The 19274-nt window shown below is 43.3% G+C and carries 20 protein-coding genes; 10 read left to right on the top strand and 10 right to left on the bottom strand.

Features of this window, described 5'->3' with window-relative positions:
* Positions 1–8: 8 nt before the first annotated feature.
* Both JMW94_RS00270 and JMW94_RS00265 read left to right on the top strand, forming a co-directional pair.
* On the top strand, positions 9–881 hold the full coding sequence (locus tag JMW94_RS00270; RefSeq protein ID WP_201599626.1) for an NRDE family protein: 873 nt from the start codon (positions 9–11) through the stop codon (positions 879–881).
* Positions 882–1129: 248 nt separating this feature from the next.
* A complete protein-coding gene (locus JMW94_RS00265; RefSeq protein WP_201599624.1) occupies positions 1130–2224 on the top strand; it encodes an NAD(P)-dependent alcohol dehydrogenase in 1095 nt (364 codons plus the stop codon).
* A 96-nt stretch (positions 2225–2320) separates the two neighbouring features.
* Here the strand turns inward: JMW94_RS00265 and JMW94_RS00260 are convergent, their stop codons facing one another.
* Positions 2321–2842, bottom strand: a complete 522-nt coding sequence (locus tag JMW94_RS00260; RefSeq protein WP_045452438.1) for an RNA pyrophosphohydrolase — start codon at positions 2840–2842, stop codon at positions 2321–2323.
* Between the two features lie 519 nt (positions 2843–3361).
* Here JMW94_RS00260 and JMW94_RS00255 point away from each other — a divergent pair.
* Positions 3362–3775, top strand: a complete 414-nt coding sequence (locus JMW94_RS00255) for an OsmC family protein (RefSeq protein WP_201599623.1) — start codon at positions 3362–3364, stop codon at positions 3773–3775.
* A 14-nt stretch (positions 3776–3789) separates the two neighbouring features.
* Positions 3790–4215, top strand: a complete 426-nt coding sequence (locus tag JMW94_RS00250) for an MAPEG family protein (RefSeq protein ID WP_087813625.1) — start codon at positions 3790–3792, stop codon at positions 4213–4215.
* Between the two features lie 74 nt (positions 4216–4289).
* On the opposite strand, the gene JMW94_RS00245 is transcribed toward JMW94_RS00250, so the two are convergent.
* The 7 genes from JMW94_RS00245 to JMW94_RS00215 form a co-directional block, all read right to left on the bottom strand.
* On the bottom strand, positions 4290–5315 hold the full coding sequence (locus tag JMW94_RS00245; protein ID WP_201599622.1) for a tRNA dihydrouridine synthase: 1026 nt from the start codon (positions 5313–5315) through the stop codon (positions 4290–4292).
* A 104-nt stretch (positions 5316–5419) separates the two neighbouring features.
* Complete coding sequence (locus tag JMW94_RS00240; RefSeq protein WP_055125342.1) at positions 5420–6919, bottom strand: UvrD-helicase domain-containing protein; 1500 nt, start codon at positions 6917–6919, stop codon at positions 5420–5422.
* A 218-nt stretch (positions 6920–7137) separates the two neighbouring features.
* Positions 7138–8022, bottom strand: a complete 885-nt coding sequence (gene tatC / locus JMW94_RS00235; protein WP_201599621.1) for a twin-arginine translocase subunit TatC — start codon at positions 8020–8022, stop codon at positions 7138–7140.
* On the bottom strand, positions 8022–8717 hold the full coding sequence (gene tatB, locus JMW94_RS00230; protein ID WP_201599620.1) for a Sec-independent protein translocase protein TatB: 696 nt from the start codon (positions 8715–8717) through the stop codon (positions 8022–8024). Before tatB ends, tatC begins: the two co-directional genes overlap by 1 nt.
* Before the next feature lie 41 nt (positions 8718–8758).
* The gene (gene tatA, locus JMW94_RS00225; RefSeq protein ID WP_045445916.1) at positions 8759–9001 is read right to left on the bottom strand and encodes a Sec-independent protein translocase subunit TatA; all 243 of its coding nucleotides are present in this window, start codon (positions 8999–9001) and stop codon (positions 8759–8761) included.
* Positions 9002–9189: 188 nt separating this feature from the next.
* On the bottom strand, positions 9190–10044 hold the full coding sequence (gene hisIE / locus JMW94_RS00220; RefSeq protein ID WP_201599619.1) for a bifunctional phosphoribosyl-AMP cyclohydrolase/phosphoribosyl-ATP diphosphatase HisIE: 855 nt from the start codon (positions 10042–10044) through the stop codon (positions 9190–9192).
* A 113-nt stretch (positions 10045–10157) separates the two neighbouring features.
* Entirely contained in the window at positions 10158–10601 is a 444-nt protein-coding gene (locus JMW94_RS00215; RefSeq protein WP_201599617.1) for a thioesterase, read from the bottom strand.
* A gap of 598 nt (positions 10602–11199) precedes the next feature.
* Between JMW94_RS00215 and rpmI the strand changes: the two genes are divergently transcribed.
* From rpmI to JMW94_RS00190, 5 genes are all read left to right on the top strand, one after another.
* Positions 11200–11397 (top strand): 50S ribosomal protein L35, encoded by a 198-nt coding sequence (rpmI, locus tag JMW94_RS00210; RefSeq protein WP_010197866.1) that lies wholly within the window; start codon positions 11200–11202, stop codon positions 11395–11397.
* A 150-nt stretch (positions 11398–11547) separates the two neighbouring features.
* Entirely contained in the window at positions 11548–11904 is a 357-nt protein-coding gene (gene rplT, locus JMW94_RS00205; protein ID WP_025651520.1) for a 50S ribosomal protein L20, read from the top strand.
* Positions 11905–12256: 352 nt separating this feature from the next.
* Positions 12257–13312 (top strand): phenylalanine--tRNA ligase subunit alpha, encoded by a 1056-nt coding sequence (gene pheS, locus JMW94_RS00200; protein ID WP_087813619.1) that lies wholly within the window; start codon positions 12257–12259, stop codon positions 13310–13312.
* 71 nt (positions 13313–13383) lie between these two features.
* Positions 13384–15798: a phenylalanine--tRNA ligase subunit beta gene (pheT, locus tag JMW94_RS00195; RefSeq protein ID WP_201599615.1), complete on the top strand. Its 2415-nt coding sequence runs from the start codon at positions 13384–13386 to the stop codon at positions 15796–15798.
* A gap of 245 nt (positions 15799–16043) precedes the next feature.
* Positions 16044–16343, top strand: coding sequence for an integration host factor subunit alpha (locus JMW94_RS00190; RefSeq protein ID WP_110923573.1), 300 nt, complete (start codon positions 16044–16046; stop codon positions 16341–16343).
* Between the two features lie 306 nt (positions 16344–16649).
* Here JMW94_RS00190 and JMW94_RS00185 read toward each other — a convergent pair whose 3' ends face one another.
* Positions 16650–17012: a hypothetical protein gene (locus tag JMW94_RS00185; RefSeq protein WP_201599614.1), complete on the bottom strand. Its 363-nt coding sequence runs from the start codon at positions 17010–17012 to the stop codon at positions 16650–16652.
* A gap of 520 nt (positions 17013–17532) precedes the next feature.
* On the opposite strand from JMW94_RS00185, the gene JMW94_RS00180 reads away from it, so the two are divergent.
* Complete coding sequence (locus JMW94_RS00180) at positions 17533–18423, top strand: neutral zinc metallopeptidase (RefSeq protein ID WP_201599613.1); 891 nt, start codon at positions 17533–17535, stop codon at positions 18421–18423.
* Positions 18424–18610: 187 nt separating this feature from the next.
* Here the strand turns inward: JMW94_RS00180 and JMW94_RS00175 are convergent, their stop codons facing one another.
* Positions 18611–18850: a hypothetical protein gene (locus JMW94_RS00175; protein ID WP_055125335.1), complete on the bottom strand. Its 240-nt coding sequence runs from the start codon at positions 18848–18850 to the stop codon at positions 18611–18613.
* Between the last annotated feature and the right edge of the window lie 424 nt (positions 18851–19274).

The raw sequence follows: 19274 nt of genomic DNA, 5'->3' as shown, positions 1-19274 counted from the left end.
GGAGTCTTATGTGTATTGTCGCCATTGCTTGGCAACTGTTTGATGAGCTGCCTTTGGTGTTATTGTCCAATCGCGATGAGTTTTTGCAGCGTCCGACAGAGCTGCTACATCAATGGGAAGATAAGCCTGTTTTTGCAGGACGCGATGTACAAAGTGGCGGTACTTGGCTAGGTATTCATCAACAGCCCCATCAAGCCAATCATCAAGCGCCTAAAGAGTATTATCAGCAAAACGGACGTTGGGCTGCGGTATTGAATTTTCGCGATGGCGTGCAGGCAAGCTCTGATGAGCGCTCACGCGGGGCGCTAGTCACGGATTTCTTAACCAGTGATATAAGCCCGATGGAGTTTGCACGGCAGATTAGTTTGCAAAACTATGCTGGGTTCAATCTCATTATTGGTGATAGCAAGCAAGCCGTTATTGTCAATAATCGTGGTCATGCTCCTATGCCACTATATGCAGGACTGCATGTCATTTCCAATGGTCAGCCTGAGGACAGCTGGTTTAAAACTGAAAAGTTGCGAGGCAGGCTGCGCCAAGAAGTATTGCCACTAATCGCTGAGAATAGCGAACCTGAGTACTGGCAAGAAGCTGCCTTTGCGGTATTGTCTGATAATACGCAAGCCCCAGTGGATAAGCTGCCGGAGACTGGAGTGGCTGTTGAGATTGAGCAGATTCTGTCTTCTATTTATATAGAGCCTGTCGCTTTTAATCATATGCAAAATAATTTGCCCACTTATGCGACACGTACCCAAAGCATTTTAACCCTGAAATGCCATTCTCAGTTGGCAGATTCATCAGTGGATGAGATTGCTAGATTAGTAAGCCGAGAGTGTCAGCATGACAGTTATAAAGAATGTCAGCATGATAGTCATAAGTAGCTTATAGGCTTTTCATCTATTAGCTTTTTAATCTATTAGCTTTTTCATCTACTCTTAATGAGGCTCACGTACAATTTTCATGAGAAGTTTGATACTACAGTTTTAATATCTAACAATAGAGACTCACCAATCCCTTCATTAAAGAATGGATTTCACTTTAAATTACTATTTATATGGCGTAATATAAATATAGATGTCACTAAAGTTCATACCAGCTGAGTAAATGATCATAAAACAAGGAGTGTGAAATGAGCATGATGAAGTCACTGATATTTATTGAACCAGGTAAAATTGAAATTGTAGATAAAAAAATCCCTGATGTAGGCCCTAATGATGCCTTGATAAAAATTACCACCACGACCATTTGTGGTACTGATATCCATATCTTTAAAGGTGAGTATGCCGTTGCAAAAGGCTTGACCATTGGTCACGAGCCAGTAGGTATCATTGAAAAGCTTGGTAGCGCAGTCATGGGCTATGAAGAAGGGCAACGAGTCATTGCTGGCGCCATTTGCCCAACGTTTACTTCCTATGCCAGTCAAGATGGTTTCCCGTCACAAGACGGTGGTTATCTTGATGCAGATGGTAGATGTTCTTGTCACGGTTATAAAGCCACAGGCGGCTGGCGTTTTGGTAATCACATTGATGGCACGCAAGCAGAGTATGTACTAGTGCCAGATGCGCAGGCCAATCTATGTCCAGTGCCAGATGGACTGACGGATGAGCAAGTGTTGATGTGTCCTGACATTATGTCGACAGGCTTCAAAGGCGCAGAAAACGCCAATATTCAGATCGGTGATGTGGTTGCTATCTTTGCACAAGGACCTATTGGTTTATGCGCTACTGCTGGAGCAAGGATTAAAGGCACGTCACTGATTATCGCTGTCGATGGCAATAATGAACGTTTGGCCATGGCAAAGAAACTGGGAGCAGATATTACTCTAAACTTCACAGAAGTTGACGTGGTTGATGAGATCATGAAAATCACTGGCGGTCGTGGGGTGGATAGCAGTATCGAGGCGTTAGGTTTACAGTCTACGTTTGAGCAATGCCTCAAAATATTAAAACCAGGCGGTACACTCTCAAGCTTGGGTGTGTATTCTGAAGATTTAGTCATTCCAATGGCTCATTTCGCTTCTGGTCTTGGCGATCATACGATAAGAACGGCTCTCTGCCCAGGAGGTAAAGAGCGTATGCGCCGATTGATGAATGTCATCGAGTCGGGTCGAGTGGATTTATCAGAGATGGTGACGCATACCTATGCCTTGGATGATATTGTAGAGGCCTATGACTTGTTCATGCATCAGCGTGACGGCGTACTAAAAATTGCTATCAAGCCATAATTATTCCGCAAGATATAATCGCTATATAATAGAAGAGCCTGCATCTAAAGGATACAGGCTCTTCTATTACGTGTTACTTTTAATCAAAATGTCAGTTCATCCTATCAACAAGTGATTGTCTTGTTCAGGAATAATCAGCTCTTGTCTTAGAGGTAGCTCAGGCACTAGCTCTTGCAAGGCACGGCGATAAACGCCTCGTTTAAAATGAATCACTTGTCCAAGTGGATACCAGTAACTGACCCATTGCCAATGATCAAATTCTGGTTTGCCCTCATCAAAGCGGATATGTTGAGTGTTCGTCTCATCTAAGCGTAGCAAAAACCATTTCTGTTTTTGCCCAATACATAAAGGGTGCTGTCCATGCCGCACATAGCGTTTTGGCAGACGATAACGCAACCAATCTTGCGTCACTGCCAATAAGTCTACATGACGCGGATGCAGGCCGACCTCTTCCCAGAGCTCGCGATACATCGCATCCATCGGCGTCTCCCCACGGTCGATACCGCCTTGTGGGAACTGCCAAGCGTTGTGACCAATACGTTTTGCCCACAGAACCTGCCCTTGTGTATTTGCCAAGATGATGCCGACATTGGCGCGAAAGCCGTCTGCATCTATCATGATTAAACCTTTTTAATTTATTTAAAATAGCTTATTTTGAGCTAGAACCGTGACAGCAATCATAATTATTATAAGGTGATGGTTGTCGATATTAGGTCAAAATAAGATTCATTACCGTTATTAAACCAAGAAACAAGCAAAATGTGTAACAGTATTTTGCTATAAAATGTTTCACGAGCTTAACTGTTTAAAATCAACCAGTTATAATTAAACTTTTGTAATGTTTTTTAGAGAATCTTACTACAAAGATAGGTTCGAACTATAAGAGGATAGGTTTGAATAATAAACAGTAGGCGGTGTATGAATGTTAATTCACTGCTAAGAAAATTTTAGTAAAAAGGTTTAATTAAAAATAAGGCTGCAAAAGACAAATAGGTGAGCTATTTATAATGATAATGATTTTGGATGATAAGGGCTCGATAAAATGTGCCATTGGCTTATGCTACACTAGCCAAGTAAAACATATAGTCAGAAAATAAAAATCGGGCAACGAGCTAATTAAAATAAGGAATGGTCAAGATGTCAGAGTCAAAAGCAAGTGTAACGTGGCAAGAAAACAAAGCATTTATGGGCGTGTCACCATCAGGGCATAATGTACAGATCGATGCCGATAAAGAAAAAGGCGCAAGTCCGATGGAGCTGATTCTATTGGGGCTTGGTGGGTGTGCTAGCTACGATGTGGTAGCGATTTTACAAAAATCTCGCCAAGAGGTGACAGACGTGCGTTGTGAGCTGACCGCTCAGCGTGCTGAAACTGTACCAGCTGTCTATACTGACATTCACATGCATTTTGTGGTGACAGGACAAGATGTCAAAGAAAGCCAAGTAGAGAAGGCAATAAAGCTGTCCGCAGAAAAATACTGCTCGGCCAGTAGAATGTTGGTACAAGGTGGGGTGAACGTCACCCATGATTTCGAAGTGATTACAGGGTAGGGGCAAGTATACTAATGAATGCACTTCTGGAATTAGTCTCTGATACCGCAGCGTCCGCCATTTGGGCGATGGTCGTAGCAAGTTTACTACCGCTTGCCATGGCATTGACAGCGAAAGCTATTGGCGGCTTTAATTTGGCTGACAATGCCCATCCACGTGATTTTTTACAAGGTACGACGGGCGCGGCCGCACGTGCTAACGCGGCCCAGCAAAACAGCTATGAGACGTTGCCAATATTTTTGGCAGCAGTACTGACGGCAATGCTGTTTTTCGTACCACAATCGATTATCAATATACTGGCGTGGTTGTACGTACTGATTCGTATCGGTTTTTGCGTGGCTTATATTACTAATTTGGCGACGTTTCGCTCCATACTTTGGGTGTTATCGATTGCCTGTTGTTTGATGTTATTCTATTTAGCGATTAGAGTGAGTATTTAATCTTATTCGTTAGACAGATTGGCTTTAAGATAATTCTGTTTTAAAACAGATTGGCTTTAAGATAAAAGCAGCTATTATTGGCGCACACTGGCTTGCAGTGCACTAATGATAGCTGCTTTATTTTTTTCTCTTTTAATACTGTCCCATAAAACTTTTGCTTCGCTATAGCCTTTGATGAGCATTGCTAACCACTGCTTGTAACGACCAACCAAGATAACTTCAGTTTTAGCCTGACCTTCCAAAAATCTTATCTGATGGGTGACCATTGCTTCCCATGACAACGTTGCCGCACTTAGCATGGCATCATCTGAACCGCAATCCACACGAGCAACCAAATCTGGACGAGTAACCGCGCCGCGACCTAACATCAAATGTTCTGTACCAGCTTGAGTCATACAGTTTTGCGCGTGCTCTGTATTCCATATCTCGCCATTGGCAATGACTGGAATATCTAGCCCATTAAAACTTTGAATCTTGTTCCAATAGGCTGGCGGCTTATAGCCTTGAGTTTTGGTCCGCGCATGAATGGTCAGCCAATCAGTACCACTGTCGCTAATCGCAGCTTTAATATCATCCATACGACTGGTATCGGTGTAACCTAAACGAATTTTGGCTGATACTGGAATATGAACGGGAACCGCTTGCCGCACAGCGCTGATAATCTGATACATGGTTTCGGGCTCATCCAATAATACTGAACCACCACGGTGGCTATTGACAGTCTTGGCAGGGCAACCAAAGTTGATGTCAATCGCCGGCGCACCAAGCTCGGCAGCATAAGCAGCATTTTCTGCCATGAGTTGCGCTTCACTACCGAGCAACTGGATATGAATAGGCGTGCCAGAGGCAGTTTTAGCATCATGACGCAATTCTGGAACGTATTTATAAAATACATGCGCAGGCAATACGTGCTGAGTCACACGGATAAATTCGCTAACCGACCAATCATAAGGGCGACCTAAGTCTGATGCAATTTGCGTGAGAATTTGCCGCATTAATGGATCGGTCAAGCCTTCCATTGGAGCGAGCAGGCGGACGGGATTGGCGAATAACTGACGGATGGTATTTTGACGTATTTGAAGTTGCTGATTAGTATTCATGCTTGTTGTTCACTGCTAAAATGGTACTATTAAAGGATTGCTATAAAGACAGGTAGGCTATAGGTTTAGAGTGGCAAATACAAAGAGTGACTAACTGAGGAAAATTAAGTATTACCAAAAATCACTTTTTTGCCTGTCTGCAAACCTGATATCAAGTCTTTAATATTATGGATGTCCAAATTGCTCTGGGCACGTGTGCAAGCGACGTAGAGCAAACGCAACTCTTCAGGGCTGATCTTGACCGCATTGGTCGTCACATCATAATAGAAATCATCGTCCAGCTGTACCTTTCCCCATTCGAGCCCTTTGGCCTTATGGGCAGTGGAGATAACATAGTCAGCATTTTCGATACTGGTGAGACTATTGACCGCTTGGCTCAGGACATTGGTGCCATGATCATCGACGAGTTTCACCAGTGTTTTTAGATCACTGCCTTCATTGGTTTCAGAATACTCTTGCACATCACCCCAATTATAAAAATATGCCAGTTCAGGTACACCGTACGCCGATTTACCATTCTTTAAATTTTCAGCTGCCTGACAAAATTTAAGCATACGATCGGTATCGGCTTGTAGCGCCACGCGGTGACCCAATTTTAATCCAGTTAATAATTGCGACATTGCGGCGGCATTAGTGCGGCAAAGGATGGCATCTTTTTTACTATGTACCATACCCTTATCAGTAGAAGATTGCTTATTAGGATTGCCTTTTAACGGGACGTCTTCTTGCAATGCTTTGAGCAAAGTATTGGCAATCTCAGCAATCGGTTCGCCAAAACGAAAAGACTGGGTCAATAATGTTTGTGGTAAGGGCAGTTTTTTCATCGCATTGACTGCGCCGCGCCATTCATAAATCTGCTGATGAGCGTCACCCACATAAATCACTTGCCGTGGCTGCTGGGTCAAAATTCCCATCATCAAGGGATCGGCATCTTGGGCTTCATCAAACAAAATAAAATCAGCGGGAATACTAGGTTTAGACAGTGCCCAAAGTTTCAGATAAATATCATGCCCGATACCAGCGGGATGGCGCGCATCAATCGACTGTAGCCAACGCTGCTCGACGGCTGGATAGAGCATTTCGCGCAGCTGCTCGGCATCAGAATCATCGAGCCAGCTGGGAAATAATATATGTCTAGGTGCAGGATAACTGGCATGGGTACTACAAAAATTGCTGACAGCATCACTGACGAATCGCGACAGTCGGGCTGGGGTGAGGGTGATATATTTGTTTATACCATCCATTTGCCGACGTACTTGGACGGGCTGCAAACCCAAATCATCACCCAAACGCTTGGGTGAAAAACGCGGCAACGACAGCTTAGCAGTGATATCACGGGCGACATGCCGATAAGCAAGCGAATGAAAGGTGCGACATTCTACATGCGGTGGAAACTTTGAGCGTGCATCATTAGCAATGGTTTTGTTAAAGGCTAAGTATAAGCCGCGGCCACGCAAACGCTCACCAATCAGTTTTAAGGTCGTCGTCTTACCAGCACCCGCATAAGCCACCACTTTAAATGACTTGTGATCCATCGCCATGTTAAGCGCGCTCAGCTGCTCATCAGTGGGATCGCTCATATAAGCTGGCATAGATGCGGACATAAAAAATTACCTAAAAGAGTAAAACGGATCAAAAATGACGGGGGTAAAAAAAGCCACTGCATAGACAATGGCTGACTCATCATGTGCACTTGCAAAATTCTCGCAAGCGCACATGACAATAATACAAAAATTCATAGAAAATAAAGGTGGAAATCAGCAGGTTATAGTAACAGATTAGCGCGTTGGCTGTTTTTGGAATAAGTATCTGATAAGTGATGTTATTCTTTATTTAACCCTGTATCGCTTGCTAAAGCAGGGCTGTGCTCTTCTTTAATTAAAATTTTCGCTAAAAACAATCCTAGCTCAAACAACAACCACATCGGAATGGCGAGCATCAACATCGACACCCCATCAGGCGGTGTCACGACCGCAGCAACGGCGAAACAGCCGACAATAATATAACGGCGTTTATCTTCTAAGCTCTGAATGGAGACGACGCGAGTCAATATCAATAGCAAGGTGACGACTGGAATCTCAAAGGTTAAACCAAATACCATAAAGAGTTTGAGTGCAAAACTTAAATAACTATCGATATCGGTCATTGGCAAGACGTTCTGCGGCGCGAACATAATAAAAAATTTGAGAACGCCTTTGAGGACAATAAAATAAGAGAAAGCCACACCCGCATAAAATAAAAATATAGAGGACATCAAAACGGGAATGGCGATTTTTTTCTCTTTTTTATATAAACCGGGTGCGACAAACGACCAGATTTGATACAAGATGTAGGGCATTGCAAAGAATGCAGCGACAAAAACAGTCAGGCGTATCGGTGCCATAAAGTTAGAGGTGATATCCGTCGCGATCATCGTTGAGTTGGCAGGTAACTGAGCAACCAATGGGTTGGACAAAAAATCATAGAGCTCGCGTGAAAATCCGACCAAGGCTAAAAATATTACCAGTACCGCGACGCATATCTTTATGAGATGTCTACGTAGGTCAATTAAGTGCTCAGTAATCGGCATATCGCCAAGTGAGCTTAAGATATCGCCAGAGTCCTCAGTATTGCTGTCGACATTACCATCAATGGTAGCTGTTGAGGTCTCGATATCTGAATCCGCGACTTTTTCTTGACGGCTTTTTTTACGTTTAAATAAGCCCACTAATGACTCTCCTGCTCATTAACAGAAGCCTGTTTAGGTAAAAGACTGTCTATATGGCTATTTAGTAAGATATCGGCTTTATAATTTGGTAAGTAGGGCGGTTGCGGCAAACGACGCGCTTTATCATAAGCTCCAAGACGAAACCACATATTTTCCCACGGTCTAGTTGTGATGGTTTGAGACACTGGATTGACGTTATCGCTACAGTCAGTTTTTAGACTATCATTATCGCCTTGTGCCGATGACTGCTCAGGGCTTTCTGGTTTCTCAGCCTGTCTATTACTGTCATAGGCGTAGTCAAACGCTTTTGGCTGCACTGGTCGATTATCATCATTCTCACTACTGGCTTGACTACTTTGGCTAGGCGTATTGTCATTGCCTGGATCACGCGATGCTTTTAAATGCTGGTTTTGCGAGGATTCAAACTCTTGCATACTGCCGCGCATTTCCGCCATCTCGCGCCTCATATCTGCTTCAGTCTGGCGAATTTTGGCCAGCTCTTTTTGCATAAGCTGGCGGGTCTCTGCCAAATCAAGCTCAGCTTCGATTTCAGATTGCAGGGTGGATACCGTGCGGCGAATTTTGGCATACCATTGCCCAGCGGTACGCGCTGCCTGTGGCAGTTTTTCTGGGCCCAAGACGATTAGGGCGATAACACCAAAGAGGAGTAGTTCAGAAAAGCCGATATCAAACATAATGTTCCAATGTCACTGTCTAAAAGGTCACTGTCTAGAGGCTATACATTATGGGTGTCATCAACCTTGGTGGTTGTTGGGCGCTCTTCAGTGTGTGCATTGCCATCATGATCGAGCACCACATGCTTTTTAGCATGCTCAGTATTTTCATCTTTGACCGCTTCTTTGAAGCCTTTGACTGCACCGCCCAAATCTTTGCCAGCATTTCTAAGCTTTGAGGTGCCAAATACGACCACCACTACCACCAATAAAATCAGCCAATGCGTAATAGAAAAACTACCCATAAAGGTATCCTTGTGTCTTGATTTTCAGTCTTTGTATGCCTACTTTGGGTGTATTGAATATTGTTATACTCAATAAACAGCCTCGACATACAATGCGAAGTAAAACAGAGCTATATTATAACCTGCACTTGTGACAAAAAGGTGAAATCAACAATAATCAAACAGGGCAATGGCCAAGCTTATAGAAACTATCGAGCCGCCTTTTCATCGATACCTGATAGACCAAAACGTCGACCTAGCTCATTTAATACCGCATCTGACTCAATATCGAACCACGCCAGTCCTACTAATGTATGAAACCAGACATCGGCCACCTCATAGATGAGCTCGTGACGAGCGTCATCATATTGCGCTTTATTGCTATTTTCGTCGCAATTGGCAAAATCTTTGGCGGCAATGATACTTTCAGTACTTTCTTCGCCAACTTTCTCTAGGATTTTATTTAAACCCTTTGCGTATAAGCTTGCCACGTACGAGCTATCAGCATCCGCTTGTTTACGCTCTGCCAATACGCCATCAAGCTGCTGCAAAATAGAGCGATTGGTAGTGTCGTTGTCATGGTGACTGTGATTGGCATCTGAAGGGATTACATCGTGAGCCTGCGTCTCGTTAGTTTTAGGAGTGGCTTTTTCTGCATCGCTTGAATAATAAATATCAGCAGGGTCTTTTAATACCTTATCGACGGTTTGCCATTCCGGCGTTTGTCCCGACAAATCTAAACGCTGATAGAAGCAAGACTCGCGACCAGTATGGCAAGCGATACCGCCAGCCTGAGTGACACTAAGGACAATCACGTCTGCATCACAGTCCAAGCGAATATCATGTACGGTCTGAGTATGACCCGATGACTCGCCCTTATGCCACAATTTGGCACGTGAGCGCGAAAAATAAACCGCTGTCTGCGTTTGCGCGGTTAACTGTAATGCTTCGGCATTCATCCAAGCCATCATCAAAATACGCCCAGACTTATGATCTTGAGCAATTGCAGGAATCAAACCATCATCATTAAATTTTATGGCAGCCAGCCAAGCAGGTAAAGTCATAATATATCTGTCTTCTTATTTATATAGAAATCAAAGGGGAATAAGTGAATCGTAACGGATTCTATTTATGGTCTGAATAAAAAAGCGGTTGGCATTAGGGCATGTCCTCAATATCAAATCCTGTAGAGATGTGGGTACAGCGCTTCTTTCATAATTTTATCAAGCGCAATCGACTTATTGAGGCGAAAGTCATAATTGACAAAATGCTGCCGCGCCTTGGCTACTGTTTCTCCAATATGCATACGGGTAATTTTTATCACTATAGTGCCACCATTATCGTATAACGGCTCAACGCCTACTTCAAATAATAGCTCTTCGCGCGCCCGTATGCGGCTGACAATACTTAGCTGTAACTCATCGATAATTAAACCGTGATAATCTGCATCGATCTCTTTAATACCTTTAGCGTAAAAAAATCTTTGCCGCGCCTCACATAGCAATGCCGTCAATGATTCGAGCGTCAGGTACTGAGCCATATCAAGCTCAATATGACGCACACGCATCACTGTTTCAAAGACAAATATGTCGTTATCAAAGTCTAATTCTTGTTTTGACACGTTATCTCCTAGATTGATTGCAGGCTATGAGTGCTGCTAATCATGGTGTAGGTTGGTAGCGTCATCATAGTACGGTAGACGCTCGATAAGTGTGATAAATAACTTTGTATTATTAGCGCTCAGCTTATACTAAGGTTCAGTCTCTACTTAAGCACAGCTTAAGCTGACATTCAATCTATTTGGCGGTAAATCCGCAGTTTTATGAGTGTTTTGACTAAAATCTTTATAAATGGGCTCATACCCATTATCCACTGTCATGCCTACTAGGGCGTATCCTCATTTTAAAAATGATGATAAGAATGATATAAATTGCCGTCAAACAAGGAAAATAGCGCAAATAATATTGAGAAATGAACCAGCTGTTTAACGTAGCTTGGCAGAATTTAACCGTTTTTAGTCCATTTATTTGCTTTCGTTCAGATTGAGGACACGCCCTAGGCGAGGCGTAAAAGTTTCCTTGGCAAAACAGTGCATTATCTGCTAAAATACCGCCTCCCACCTCGAGGCAAATAGAGGTTTAGTGGGTGTTTTTACAGCCACTATTCGTTATTAACTATTTGACGACCAGGTTCTATCAAAGACAAAGAGGCAAATCATCATGAAAGTTAAGATGAAAACCAGAAGCGGTGCAGCTAAACGCTTCAAAAAAACAGCGAACGGCTTCAAGCGTAAGCAAGCAAACAAAAGCCATATCTTGACCAAGAAATCAGCTAAGCGTATTCGCCAGTTGCGCGGTCTAAAGATGGTGGACAAGTCTGACGAAGCAGCAGTTCGTCGCATGTGCCCATACATCTAGTAGGCTATCGTCATTTATCTTTAATGAAGCGCTTTTTAATTTATAGCGACTGGATTAAAAATATCTGACTTTGCAATCTGATAGCGATGTCTACTATTCGATGACATCGTGATTCGTTTAATAATGATTAAAGAAATCTTGGAGTAATTTATGGCCCGTGTAAAACGTGGTGTACAGGCGAATCGTCGTCACAAAAAAATCCTAAAACGCGCAAAAGGCTACTACGGTGCCCGTTCACGTGTTTACCGCGTAGCGGTACAAGCAGTGACCAAAGCTGGTCAATATGCTTATCGTGACCGTCGCAACAAAAAACGTACCTTCCGTCGTCTTTGGATTGCACGTATCAATGCTGGTGCACGCTTAAACGGCTTAAGCTACAGCCGCTTTATCAACGGCATGAAATTGGCTAACATCACTGTCGATCGTCGCGTACTTGCTGACATCGCTATGCATGATGCAGCGACTTTCACAGCGTTGGTTGAAAAAGCAAAAGCGGCATTAGCATAAATATTAACCTTCCTTTAGGGTTGCTGCTTGTTTAGTCAGAATTTACAAGTAGTTATCTATATGGACAGGGATAATATTGATTAATAGTATGATATTAATAAAAGCTACCGCTGGTCGGTGGCTTTTTTTATATCACATTATCTTAATACTTCATGTCACAGCCTTGTTTTAGCACCAGTGCTAAATATGCTTTGTTGAGATAGCTTTTATCATCGTCTAAATATTCAAGCCATTCATATCACTGGTATTATTTTTGAATGACTGGGTAAATGGTTTGCAATATTTGGTCAAATCCCTACAATTACCAATCACTATTATTAATAGTCCGTTTAAATCAGGAAGAATGCATCTTATGACTACCCCTGCTGCTACCACCGATTTGTCGGCGCTACCGACCTTGTCCACAGAGCTAAGCGAGCTTAATGAAGCTCAGCTAAATGAGTTGGCCAGTGCCGCTGAAGCCTTGGTTCTACAAGTCACTGATGTGCGTGCGTTGCAAGATTTGCGTGTGCAATTGACCGGTAAAAAGAGCCCATTAACTGGCTGGTCAAAGCAGATGGGTAAACTCAGCAGCGACGATAAAAAAACCTACGGCGGCTGGTTACACCAAGTTCGTAGCCGTATTCAAGATGCGTTGACAGAGCAGCAGCAGCAGCTAGAAGTGGCTGCACTAAATGCTAAGCTTGCAAGCGAAAGTATTGATATCACCTTGCCTGCTCGCGGTGGTCAAAAAGGTCATTTGCATCCAGTGACCATGATTACCCAGCGTATGCAGCAATATTTTATACAAGCAGGTTTTAACGTTGCTACTGGTCCTGAAGTCGAAAGCGATTATTATAACTTTGAGGCGCTTAATATTCCGTCACATCATCCAGCACGCGCGATGCACGATACCTTCTATTTTGATGCGCATTATCTACTGCGTACGCATACCAGTCCTGTGCAGATTCGCACGATGGAAAAGAATGAGCCGCCGATTCGTATTATTTGCCCCGGTCGCGTCTATCGCAATGATTCAGACCAAACCCATTCGCCGATGTTCCATCAGCTAGAAGGTTTAATGGTCACTGAGTCGAGCACTTTTGCTGAGTTAAAAGGCTTGATTAGTGAGTTCTTGGAAGCATTTTTTGCCAAAGAGCTGACTGTACGTTTCCGTCCGTCATTTTTCCCCTTTACCGAGCCGTCAGCTGAAGTTGATATTCTCGATGACAATGGTAAATGGCTTGAGGTTATGGGCTGCGGTATGGTACACCCACAAGTACTGACCAACTGCGGTATTGATGCCGAAAAATATACTGGCTTTGCTTTTGGGATGGGGATTGAGCGCTTCGCGATGTTATATTACGGCATCGATGATTTGCGCCTGTTTTTCCAAAATGACGTACGCTTCTTAAAGCAGTTTGGCTAGATTTTATTATTTAATAATACCTCTACCTTTACTCCAAAACCTTTATTATAAAATTCTGATCTGAGATATTTATGAAAATTAGCGAACAGTGGCTACGTCAATGGGTAAACCCCAACAATAGCAGTGAGCAATTGGCCGAACAACTCACGATGGCAGGACTTGAGATTGATGATCGCTATGCGGTTGCCCGTGCCTTCAGTGGTGTGGTCGTCGGTGAAGTCATCAGCGTTGAGCAACATCCAGATGCTGATAAGTTACGCGTCACACAGGTAAATATTGGTGCCGCTGAGCCGTTACAAATCGTCTGCGGCGCACCCAATGTCACCGTTGGTATGAAAGCACCCGTTGCGACCGTTGGTGCCATTTTGCCTTCTGATAATGGTGCAGGTTTTGAAATTAAAAACGGCAACCTACGTGGTGTTGCCTCTAACGGTATGTTGTGCGGCGCTTCTGAAATTGATTTAACCGATAGCATCGATGGTCTGCTCGAATTGCCAGCAGATGCACCGATTGGTATGGATATCCGTGAGTATTTAGGTTTAGACAATCAGATACTAGATATCTCTATCACGCCAAATCGCGGTGACTGCTTTAGTGTACGCGGTATTGCACGCGAAATATCAGTTATCAATGATTTGCCAATGCAGCTGCCTGAGATTCCTACCAATGTGGTAGTTACTGAAAACGCTGCTGGTACTGCTACGCCAGTGGTAACGGTTAGTGCAATTGAAGCGTGCCCACGCTATTTACTACAATCAATCAGCAATATTGATCGTAGTATCGATACGCCAAAGTGGATGCAAGATGCGCTGGTTCAATCAGGACTACGCTCGCACAACTTTTTGGTTGATGTGACCAACTATGTGTTGATGGAATTGGGTCAGCCGCTACATGCGTTTGATGCTGATACTATCGAGGGCGATATCGTTGTGCGTTTGGCACAGCCTGAAGAAACGATTACTTTATTGAATGAGCAAACCATTACCTTAACCGGTGATGAATTGCTCATCGCTGATGATAAAGGCGCATTGGCACTTGCCGGAATCATGGGCGGTCAGCGTAGTAGTGTGACTGATAGCACCACCAATATTGTTGTAGAAAGCGCTTTCTTTGGTCAGCTAGCTATTGCCGCGCGCGCACGCCGTTTTGGGTTACATACCGATGCCTCACAACGTTTTGAGCGTGGGGTAGACTTTGCGTTACCAGAGCTAGCACTGGCACGCGCTGTTGATTTGATTACTAGCGTTACTGGTGGGCAAGCCGGACAAATAGTAAAAGCAGAAAGCAGTGAGCATTTACCAGCTCGCGCACCGATCACTTTACCAATTGCTAAAGTTCGTGATGTCATCGGTATTGAGATTGAGCCAGCAGTCATGGTTCGTATCTTAACCCAATTGGGCTTTGAGATAGTGCAGCAAGCCGATAGCCTGATTTGCACGCCGCCATCGTATCGCTTTGACATGAGTATTAAAGAAGACCTCATCGAAGAAATTGCGCGTATCTATGGCTATGACAATATTCCAAGCGTGTTGCCGCATTTGCAAGTCAGCATGGATTATGACGATACCGCAGACTTGACACACGAGATGAAGCTCGCGCTGGTCGATAATGGCTATATGGAAGCCATTAGCTTTAGCTTTAGTGACGCAAAAATAGAAGCATTGCTCGATGATAAAGCACTAGGGGAAGTGTTGGCACTGGCCAATCCTATCTCAAGTGACTTGGCGGTGATGCGCCGTACTCTATTATCGAGTTTATTGCCTTGTGTGCAATATAACCTCAATCGTCAGCAGCCACGCGTCCGTTTCTTTGAAACCGGTCTTAGCTTTGTCGGTCACAGTATTAGTGATTTGGTACAAACGCCTAGTATTGCTTTGGTAGCAGTCGGTAATGTTTGGGACGAGCAAGCGTATCAAAATCGTGCGTTAGACTTTTATGACCTCAAAAACGACATTGAGCAGTTGTTACCTGCACAAATCGACAGTGCGCGTATCCGCTATGAGCGTAGTGCGCTTGCTTTCTTGCATCCGGGGCAGAGTGCCAAACTCTATATCGATGATGAGTATGTCGGTTGGTTGGGTCAACTGCATCCTAACACGGCTAAACAGTTGGATCTGCCAGCCACGTGGGTTGCTCAATTATCACTGGCACCATTACTGGCCCTCGTGCGTGAGCAACATGCCATAACTACCCCAAGTAAATTTCCACAAGTACGTCGCGATATCGCCATCTTGGTAGACAGCGACATCAGTTTACAGACATTAGAGTCAACGATACGTGCTGCGGCAGGTGAGCTGTTGACTGATTTATGGCTATTTGATGTTTATCAAGGCGATAAAGTACCGACCGGTCAGCGTTCACTAGCTTTTGCTCTAGTATGGCAGGACAGCACGCAGACATTATCTGATGAAGCAGTGAAAACTGCCACTGATAAGGTGGTACAAGCACTAACCGAGCAGCACTCTGCCCAGTTGCGCGATAGCTAATATTTAATACTGACAATAAACAATGCTCTGTAGCCTCAAAGGTGGCGCTACAGAGCATTGCTATTTATAAAAATTATTATTCTCTAGAGTTTTTATTGATAAAACAAGTTAAGTGGTTATTAATAAAGGATTTAATTTAGACTTTATTAAAAAAGGTGACAAAAAACCTTTATAATAACCAACATCAACCCTCATACCGCTAAACCATGATATTCGACATCACGATATAGCATAGGAGTCGTACTGTGAGCACCTTAACCAAATCTGACATGATTGAGCATTTGATGAGTCATCTTAACCTAACACGCCAAGAAGGCCGTTGTTTGGTAGAGAATTTCTTTGATGAATTGTCAGAGAGTTTGATTGACGGCAAAGAGGTCAAGCTTTCAGGCTTTGGCAACTTTGAGCTTAAAGATAAAAATAGCCGTCCTGGGCGTAACCCAAAGACTGGTGAGCCTGTTGCTGTGTCTGCGCGCCGCGTGGTCACCTTTAAAACGGGACAAAAATTTCGTCAACAGGTTGATGAGCGATTATTTGATGCCTAAAGCAGAACATATTTGTTTGCATTAATGATAGGCACGCGACGTTTTTTTAGACTTAAACATATCGAGGTTTAAATATGTGCAAACGTAGGTGCTTTTGGCTGCCCTGTGATTACTCTAAGACTATAAGAGCACTCAACGGTTCAAAAGTTAAGTGATGGCTGGCTTATTTATGCATCATGAGGTCAGTAGATATCACGCTATTGGCTTGTTGCTTATCACCGATTCACTATCATAAATTGCAGGCATAAAAAAAGAGAGCATAGGCTCTCTTTTTTTTACTACAGTGTTTATTGTATGAACAACAAATTACTGAGCTTCTTCAACTACAACAACTTCGTCAGCTGCGTCTACAGCAGCAGTATCAGTTTCGCTAGCTACGTCTACGCTAGTAGTAGTACCGTCTACAGGAACTTCAGCGTCCATTTCGTCGGTAGCAGTCGCAGCTTGTGCTTCAGCGATGTCAGCTTCAGCATCAGCAACAGCAGCTTCAGCGTCAGCAGAAACAACTTCGCCTTCAGCAGCAGCTTCGTTTAGCTCTTCAGAAGCGTCTTGCACTTCTTCTTGTGCGTCAGATAAATCTTCAGCAGCGTTTTCAGTGTTACTGTCACAGGCAGTTAGGCCCATAGATGCAGTCATGATACCAGCAAGAGCAAGTAATTTAAGATTCATAGTATTTTCTCCGGAAAAATGAAATGAGCAGTAGCAGCAACAAAGGTCGAAGTCCGAGATGTCTCAGAGTTCAACTAGTCTTAGTTACAGCTACTCAGCTTTCACGCATTCTATATGGTTTCTTTCTAAATGGAAAGAGGCTGTACAATTAAGTAACAATAAAATTGTAAATAGTGTTTTACATCACCTATTCGTTATAATTTTTAATACAACGAGCCAAATTAATAGACGTATAATCAATGACATCAGCCTATTTTGATGGCTTTTTCGATGTCTTGATTTCTACTATGCTTTTCAAGAATTTATTGTATCTATTAGGGGTTTAATAGTCATTAAATGTCTTGATTAGTGAGATATCAAGACCCTAGTAAAGTAGCATTTGTCAAAAATACTTTGGGATTACTGACTTGTTAGAAATCGGATTTGATCAAAAAAATAAAGAATTGAGTCAAAATCACACTATATAAAAAAATCATCAATACGAGTAGCAATATATATCGTATATTTGAGGAATGAAACAATGAAATGGCAAGGTAGACGCGGCAGTTCCAATGTGCGCACCAGCAGTGGTGGCGGCAAAATGATAGGCGGTGGTATCGGTGGTATTATTATTGCTGGCATTTTATGGCTGGTATTTGGGGTAAATCCAATGACCGCTTTACAGACGGGTCAAGTAGTAGCAGGCGGTGGCAATAGCAGTGCCGCTACCGAACCTGCGACAAGTAACGATCGAGATACGCAGTTTGTCAAAGTAGTATTGGCTGATACTGAAGAAGTTTGGCATCAGATATTCAAAGAAGCAGGCAGCACCTATCAGGAGCCATCATTGATTCTCTTCAATGGTCAAGTTAGCTCAGCCTGCGGCAGTGCTAGCTCCGCGACGGGCCCGTTTTATTGCCCAGGCGATCAGACTGTCTATCTAGACAAATCTTTCTTTGTAGAAATGCGCCAAAATCTCGGTATCACGGGTGATAAGCAAGGCTCTGGCGACCAATATAATCAAGGTAAAGCGGGTGATTTTGCACAAGCTTATGTTATTGCACATGAAGTTGGTCACCACGTACAGACGTTGTTAGGCATCAGCCAGCAAGTTAATGAGGCCAGCCGTCAAGTCACTCGTGCACAAGCCAATAAGCTATCCGTACTACAAGAACTGCAAGCTGATTGTTTTGCTGGGGTTTGGGCACAACGTAACCAAGAGCGTGTACAGTTTTTGGAGGCAGGTGATATCGATGAGGCCATCAATGCCGCTGGTCAAATTGGTGATGATCGTTTAGCGCGCGCTAGCGGTGGAGCAGTCGTACCTGATAATTTCACTCATGGCACCAGTCAGCAGCGTGTTCAGTGGTTCACTCGTGGTTTGGAGAGTGGCAACGTGCAGTCTTGTGACACTTTTAGCGGGGCATTATAGTCAGTATCGCTATGATATTTTAGCGTAGTAACTATCGCCTAAAAAGGGTGATCCAACAAAAAGCCTGCAACATTGATTACAGGCTTTTTGCATTTTAGAGCGTTTTAGACATATTCAATGAATTTAAAATACACACAGTTGAAATGCTTAAAAACGCTCTTGATAGCACCAAATAATCATTTAGCGATTATCTGCTGTTATTAAGAATGTAAGCACCAGCGCCACCTACTGCAGCACCACCAAGTGCGCCACGAGCGATGTCTTTGCTATCGCCGCCACTTCTAATAAGTGCACCAGCAGCAGCGCCGGCAGCAGCACCTTTAGCGGTATTGCTCAAGCCACTATTGTATCCATTAGTTGCACAGCCACCCATGATAAGGGCAGAGCTAGTAAGAGCAGTCATTGCGATAGTTTTAGCAAATTTCATAGTATCACCTGTTAGGTTATCAAGTTAGTTTATCAAAATCAAAATACGATATTTTTATTACCACTAATTTTAATACCGATAGTAAGCTGTATTAAAATATTTGGGCAAGTATCTTAGAATAATCTATTGTGCTACCGCAAGACATACAAAGGTCTGCATTAGTAAGGATTACATCAAGGATGTTAAATATCTCGAAAATTATACTGCTATCAACACGTGATAGCAGAGTAGATCTATACTGGCTCCTATACTAACCCATATAATAATTTCTAGGCGTAGTAAAAGCGCTAAGCTTTGCAAATAGCCTGTAAAGGATGTTTCTCCACTGTATCGTTGGTAGGGGTTTTGCTTAGGGTTATTGTATTTATATTGATAGTAAGCTAACTGTTTTTAAAAATAGTACTTTTGGCGTCTAATAGTAAGG

The organism is Psychrobacter immobilis (assembly GCF_904846185.1).
Classification (GTDB): domain Bacteria; phylum Pseudomonadota; class Gammaproteobacteria; order Pseudomonadales; family Moraxellaceae; genus Psychrobacter; species Psychrobacter immobilis_B.
This window is presented reverse-complemented; position numbering and strand designations above follow the sequence as displayed.

Coding starts and splice junctions, on each gene's coding strand:
- JMW94_RS00270 (WP_201599626.1), top strand. CDS start 9: ATGTGTATTGTCGCCATTGCTTGGCAACTGTTTGATGAGCTGCCTTTG.
- JMW94_RS00265 (WP_201599624.1), top strand. CDS start 1,130: ATGAGCATGATGAAGTCACTGATATTTATTGAACCAGGTAAAATTGAA.
- JMW94_RS00260 (WP_045452438.1), bottom strand. CDS start 2,842: ATGATAGATGCAGACGGCTTTCGCGCCAATGTCGGCATCATCTTGGCA.
- JMW94_RS00255 (WP_201599623.1), top strand. CDS start 3,362: ATGTCAGAGTCAAAAGCAAGTGTAACGTGGCAAGAAAACAAAGCATTT.
- JMW94_RS00250 (WP_087813625.1), top strand. CDS start 3,790: ATGAATGCACTTCTGGAATTAGTCTCTGATACCGCAGCGTCCGCCATT.
- JMW94_RS00245 (WP_201599622.1), bottom strand. CDS start 5,315: ATGAATACTAATCAGCAACTTCAAATACGTCAAAATACCATCCGTCAG.
- JMW94_RS00240 (WP_055125342.1), bottom strand. CDS start 6,919: ATGTCCGCATCTATGCCAGCTTATATGAGCGATCCCACTGATGAGCAG.
- tatB (WP_201599620.1), bottom strand. CDS start 8,717: ATGTTTGATATCGGCTTTTCTGAACTACTCCTCTTTGGTGTTATCGCC.
- tatA (WP_045445916.1), bottom strand. CDS start 9,001: ATGGGTAGTTTTTCTATTACGCATTGGCTGATTTTATTGGTGGTAGTG.
- hisIE (WP_201599619.1), bottom strand. CDS start 10,044: ATGACTTTACCTGCTTGGCTGGCTGCCATAAAATTTAATGATGATGGT.
- rpmI (WP_010197866.1), top strand. CDS start 11,200: ATGAAAGTTAAGATGAAAACCAGAAGCGGTGCAGCTAAACGCTTCAAA.
- rplT (WP_025651520.1), top strand. CDS start 11,548: ATGGCCCGTGTAAAACGTGGTGTACAGGCGAATCGTCGTCACAAAAAA.
- pheS (WP_087813619.1), top strand. CDS start 12,257: ATGACTACCCCTGCTGCTACCACCGATTTGTCGGCGCTACCGACCTTG.
- pheT (WP_201599615.1), top strand. CDS start 13,384: ATGAAAATTAGCGAACAGTGGCTACGTCAATGGGTAAACCCCAACAAT.
- JMW94_RS00185 (WP_201599614.1), bottom strand. CDS start 17,012: ATGAATCTTAAATTACTTGCTCTTGCTGGTATCATGACTGCATCTATG.
- JMW94_RS00180 (WP_201599613.1), top strand. CDS start 17,533: ATGAAATGGCAAGGTAGACGCGGCAGTTCCAATGTGCGCACCAGCAGT.
- JMW94_RS00175 (WP_055125335.1), bottom strand. CDS start 18,850: ATGAAATTTGCTAAAACTATCGCAATGACTGCTCTTACTAGCTCTGCC.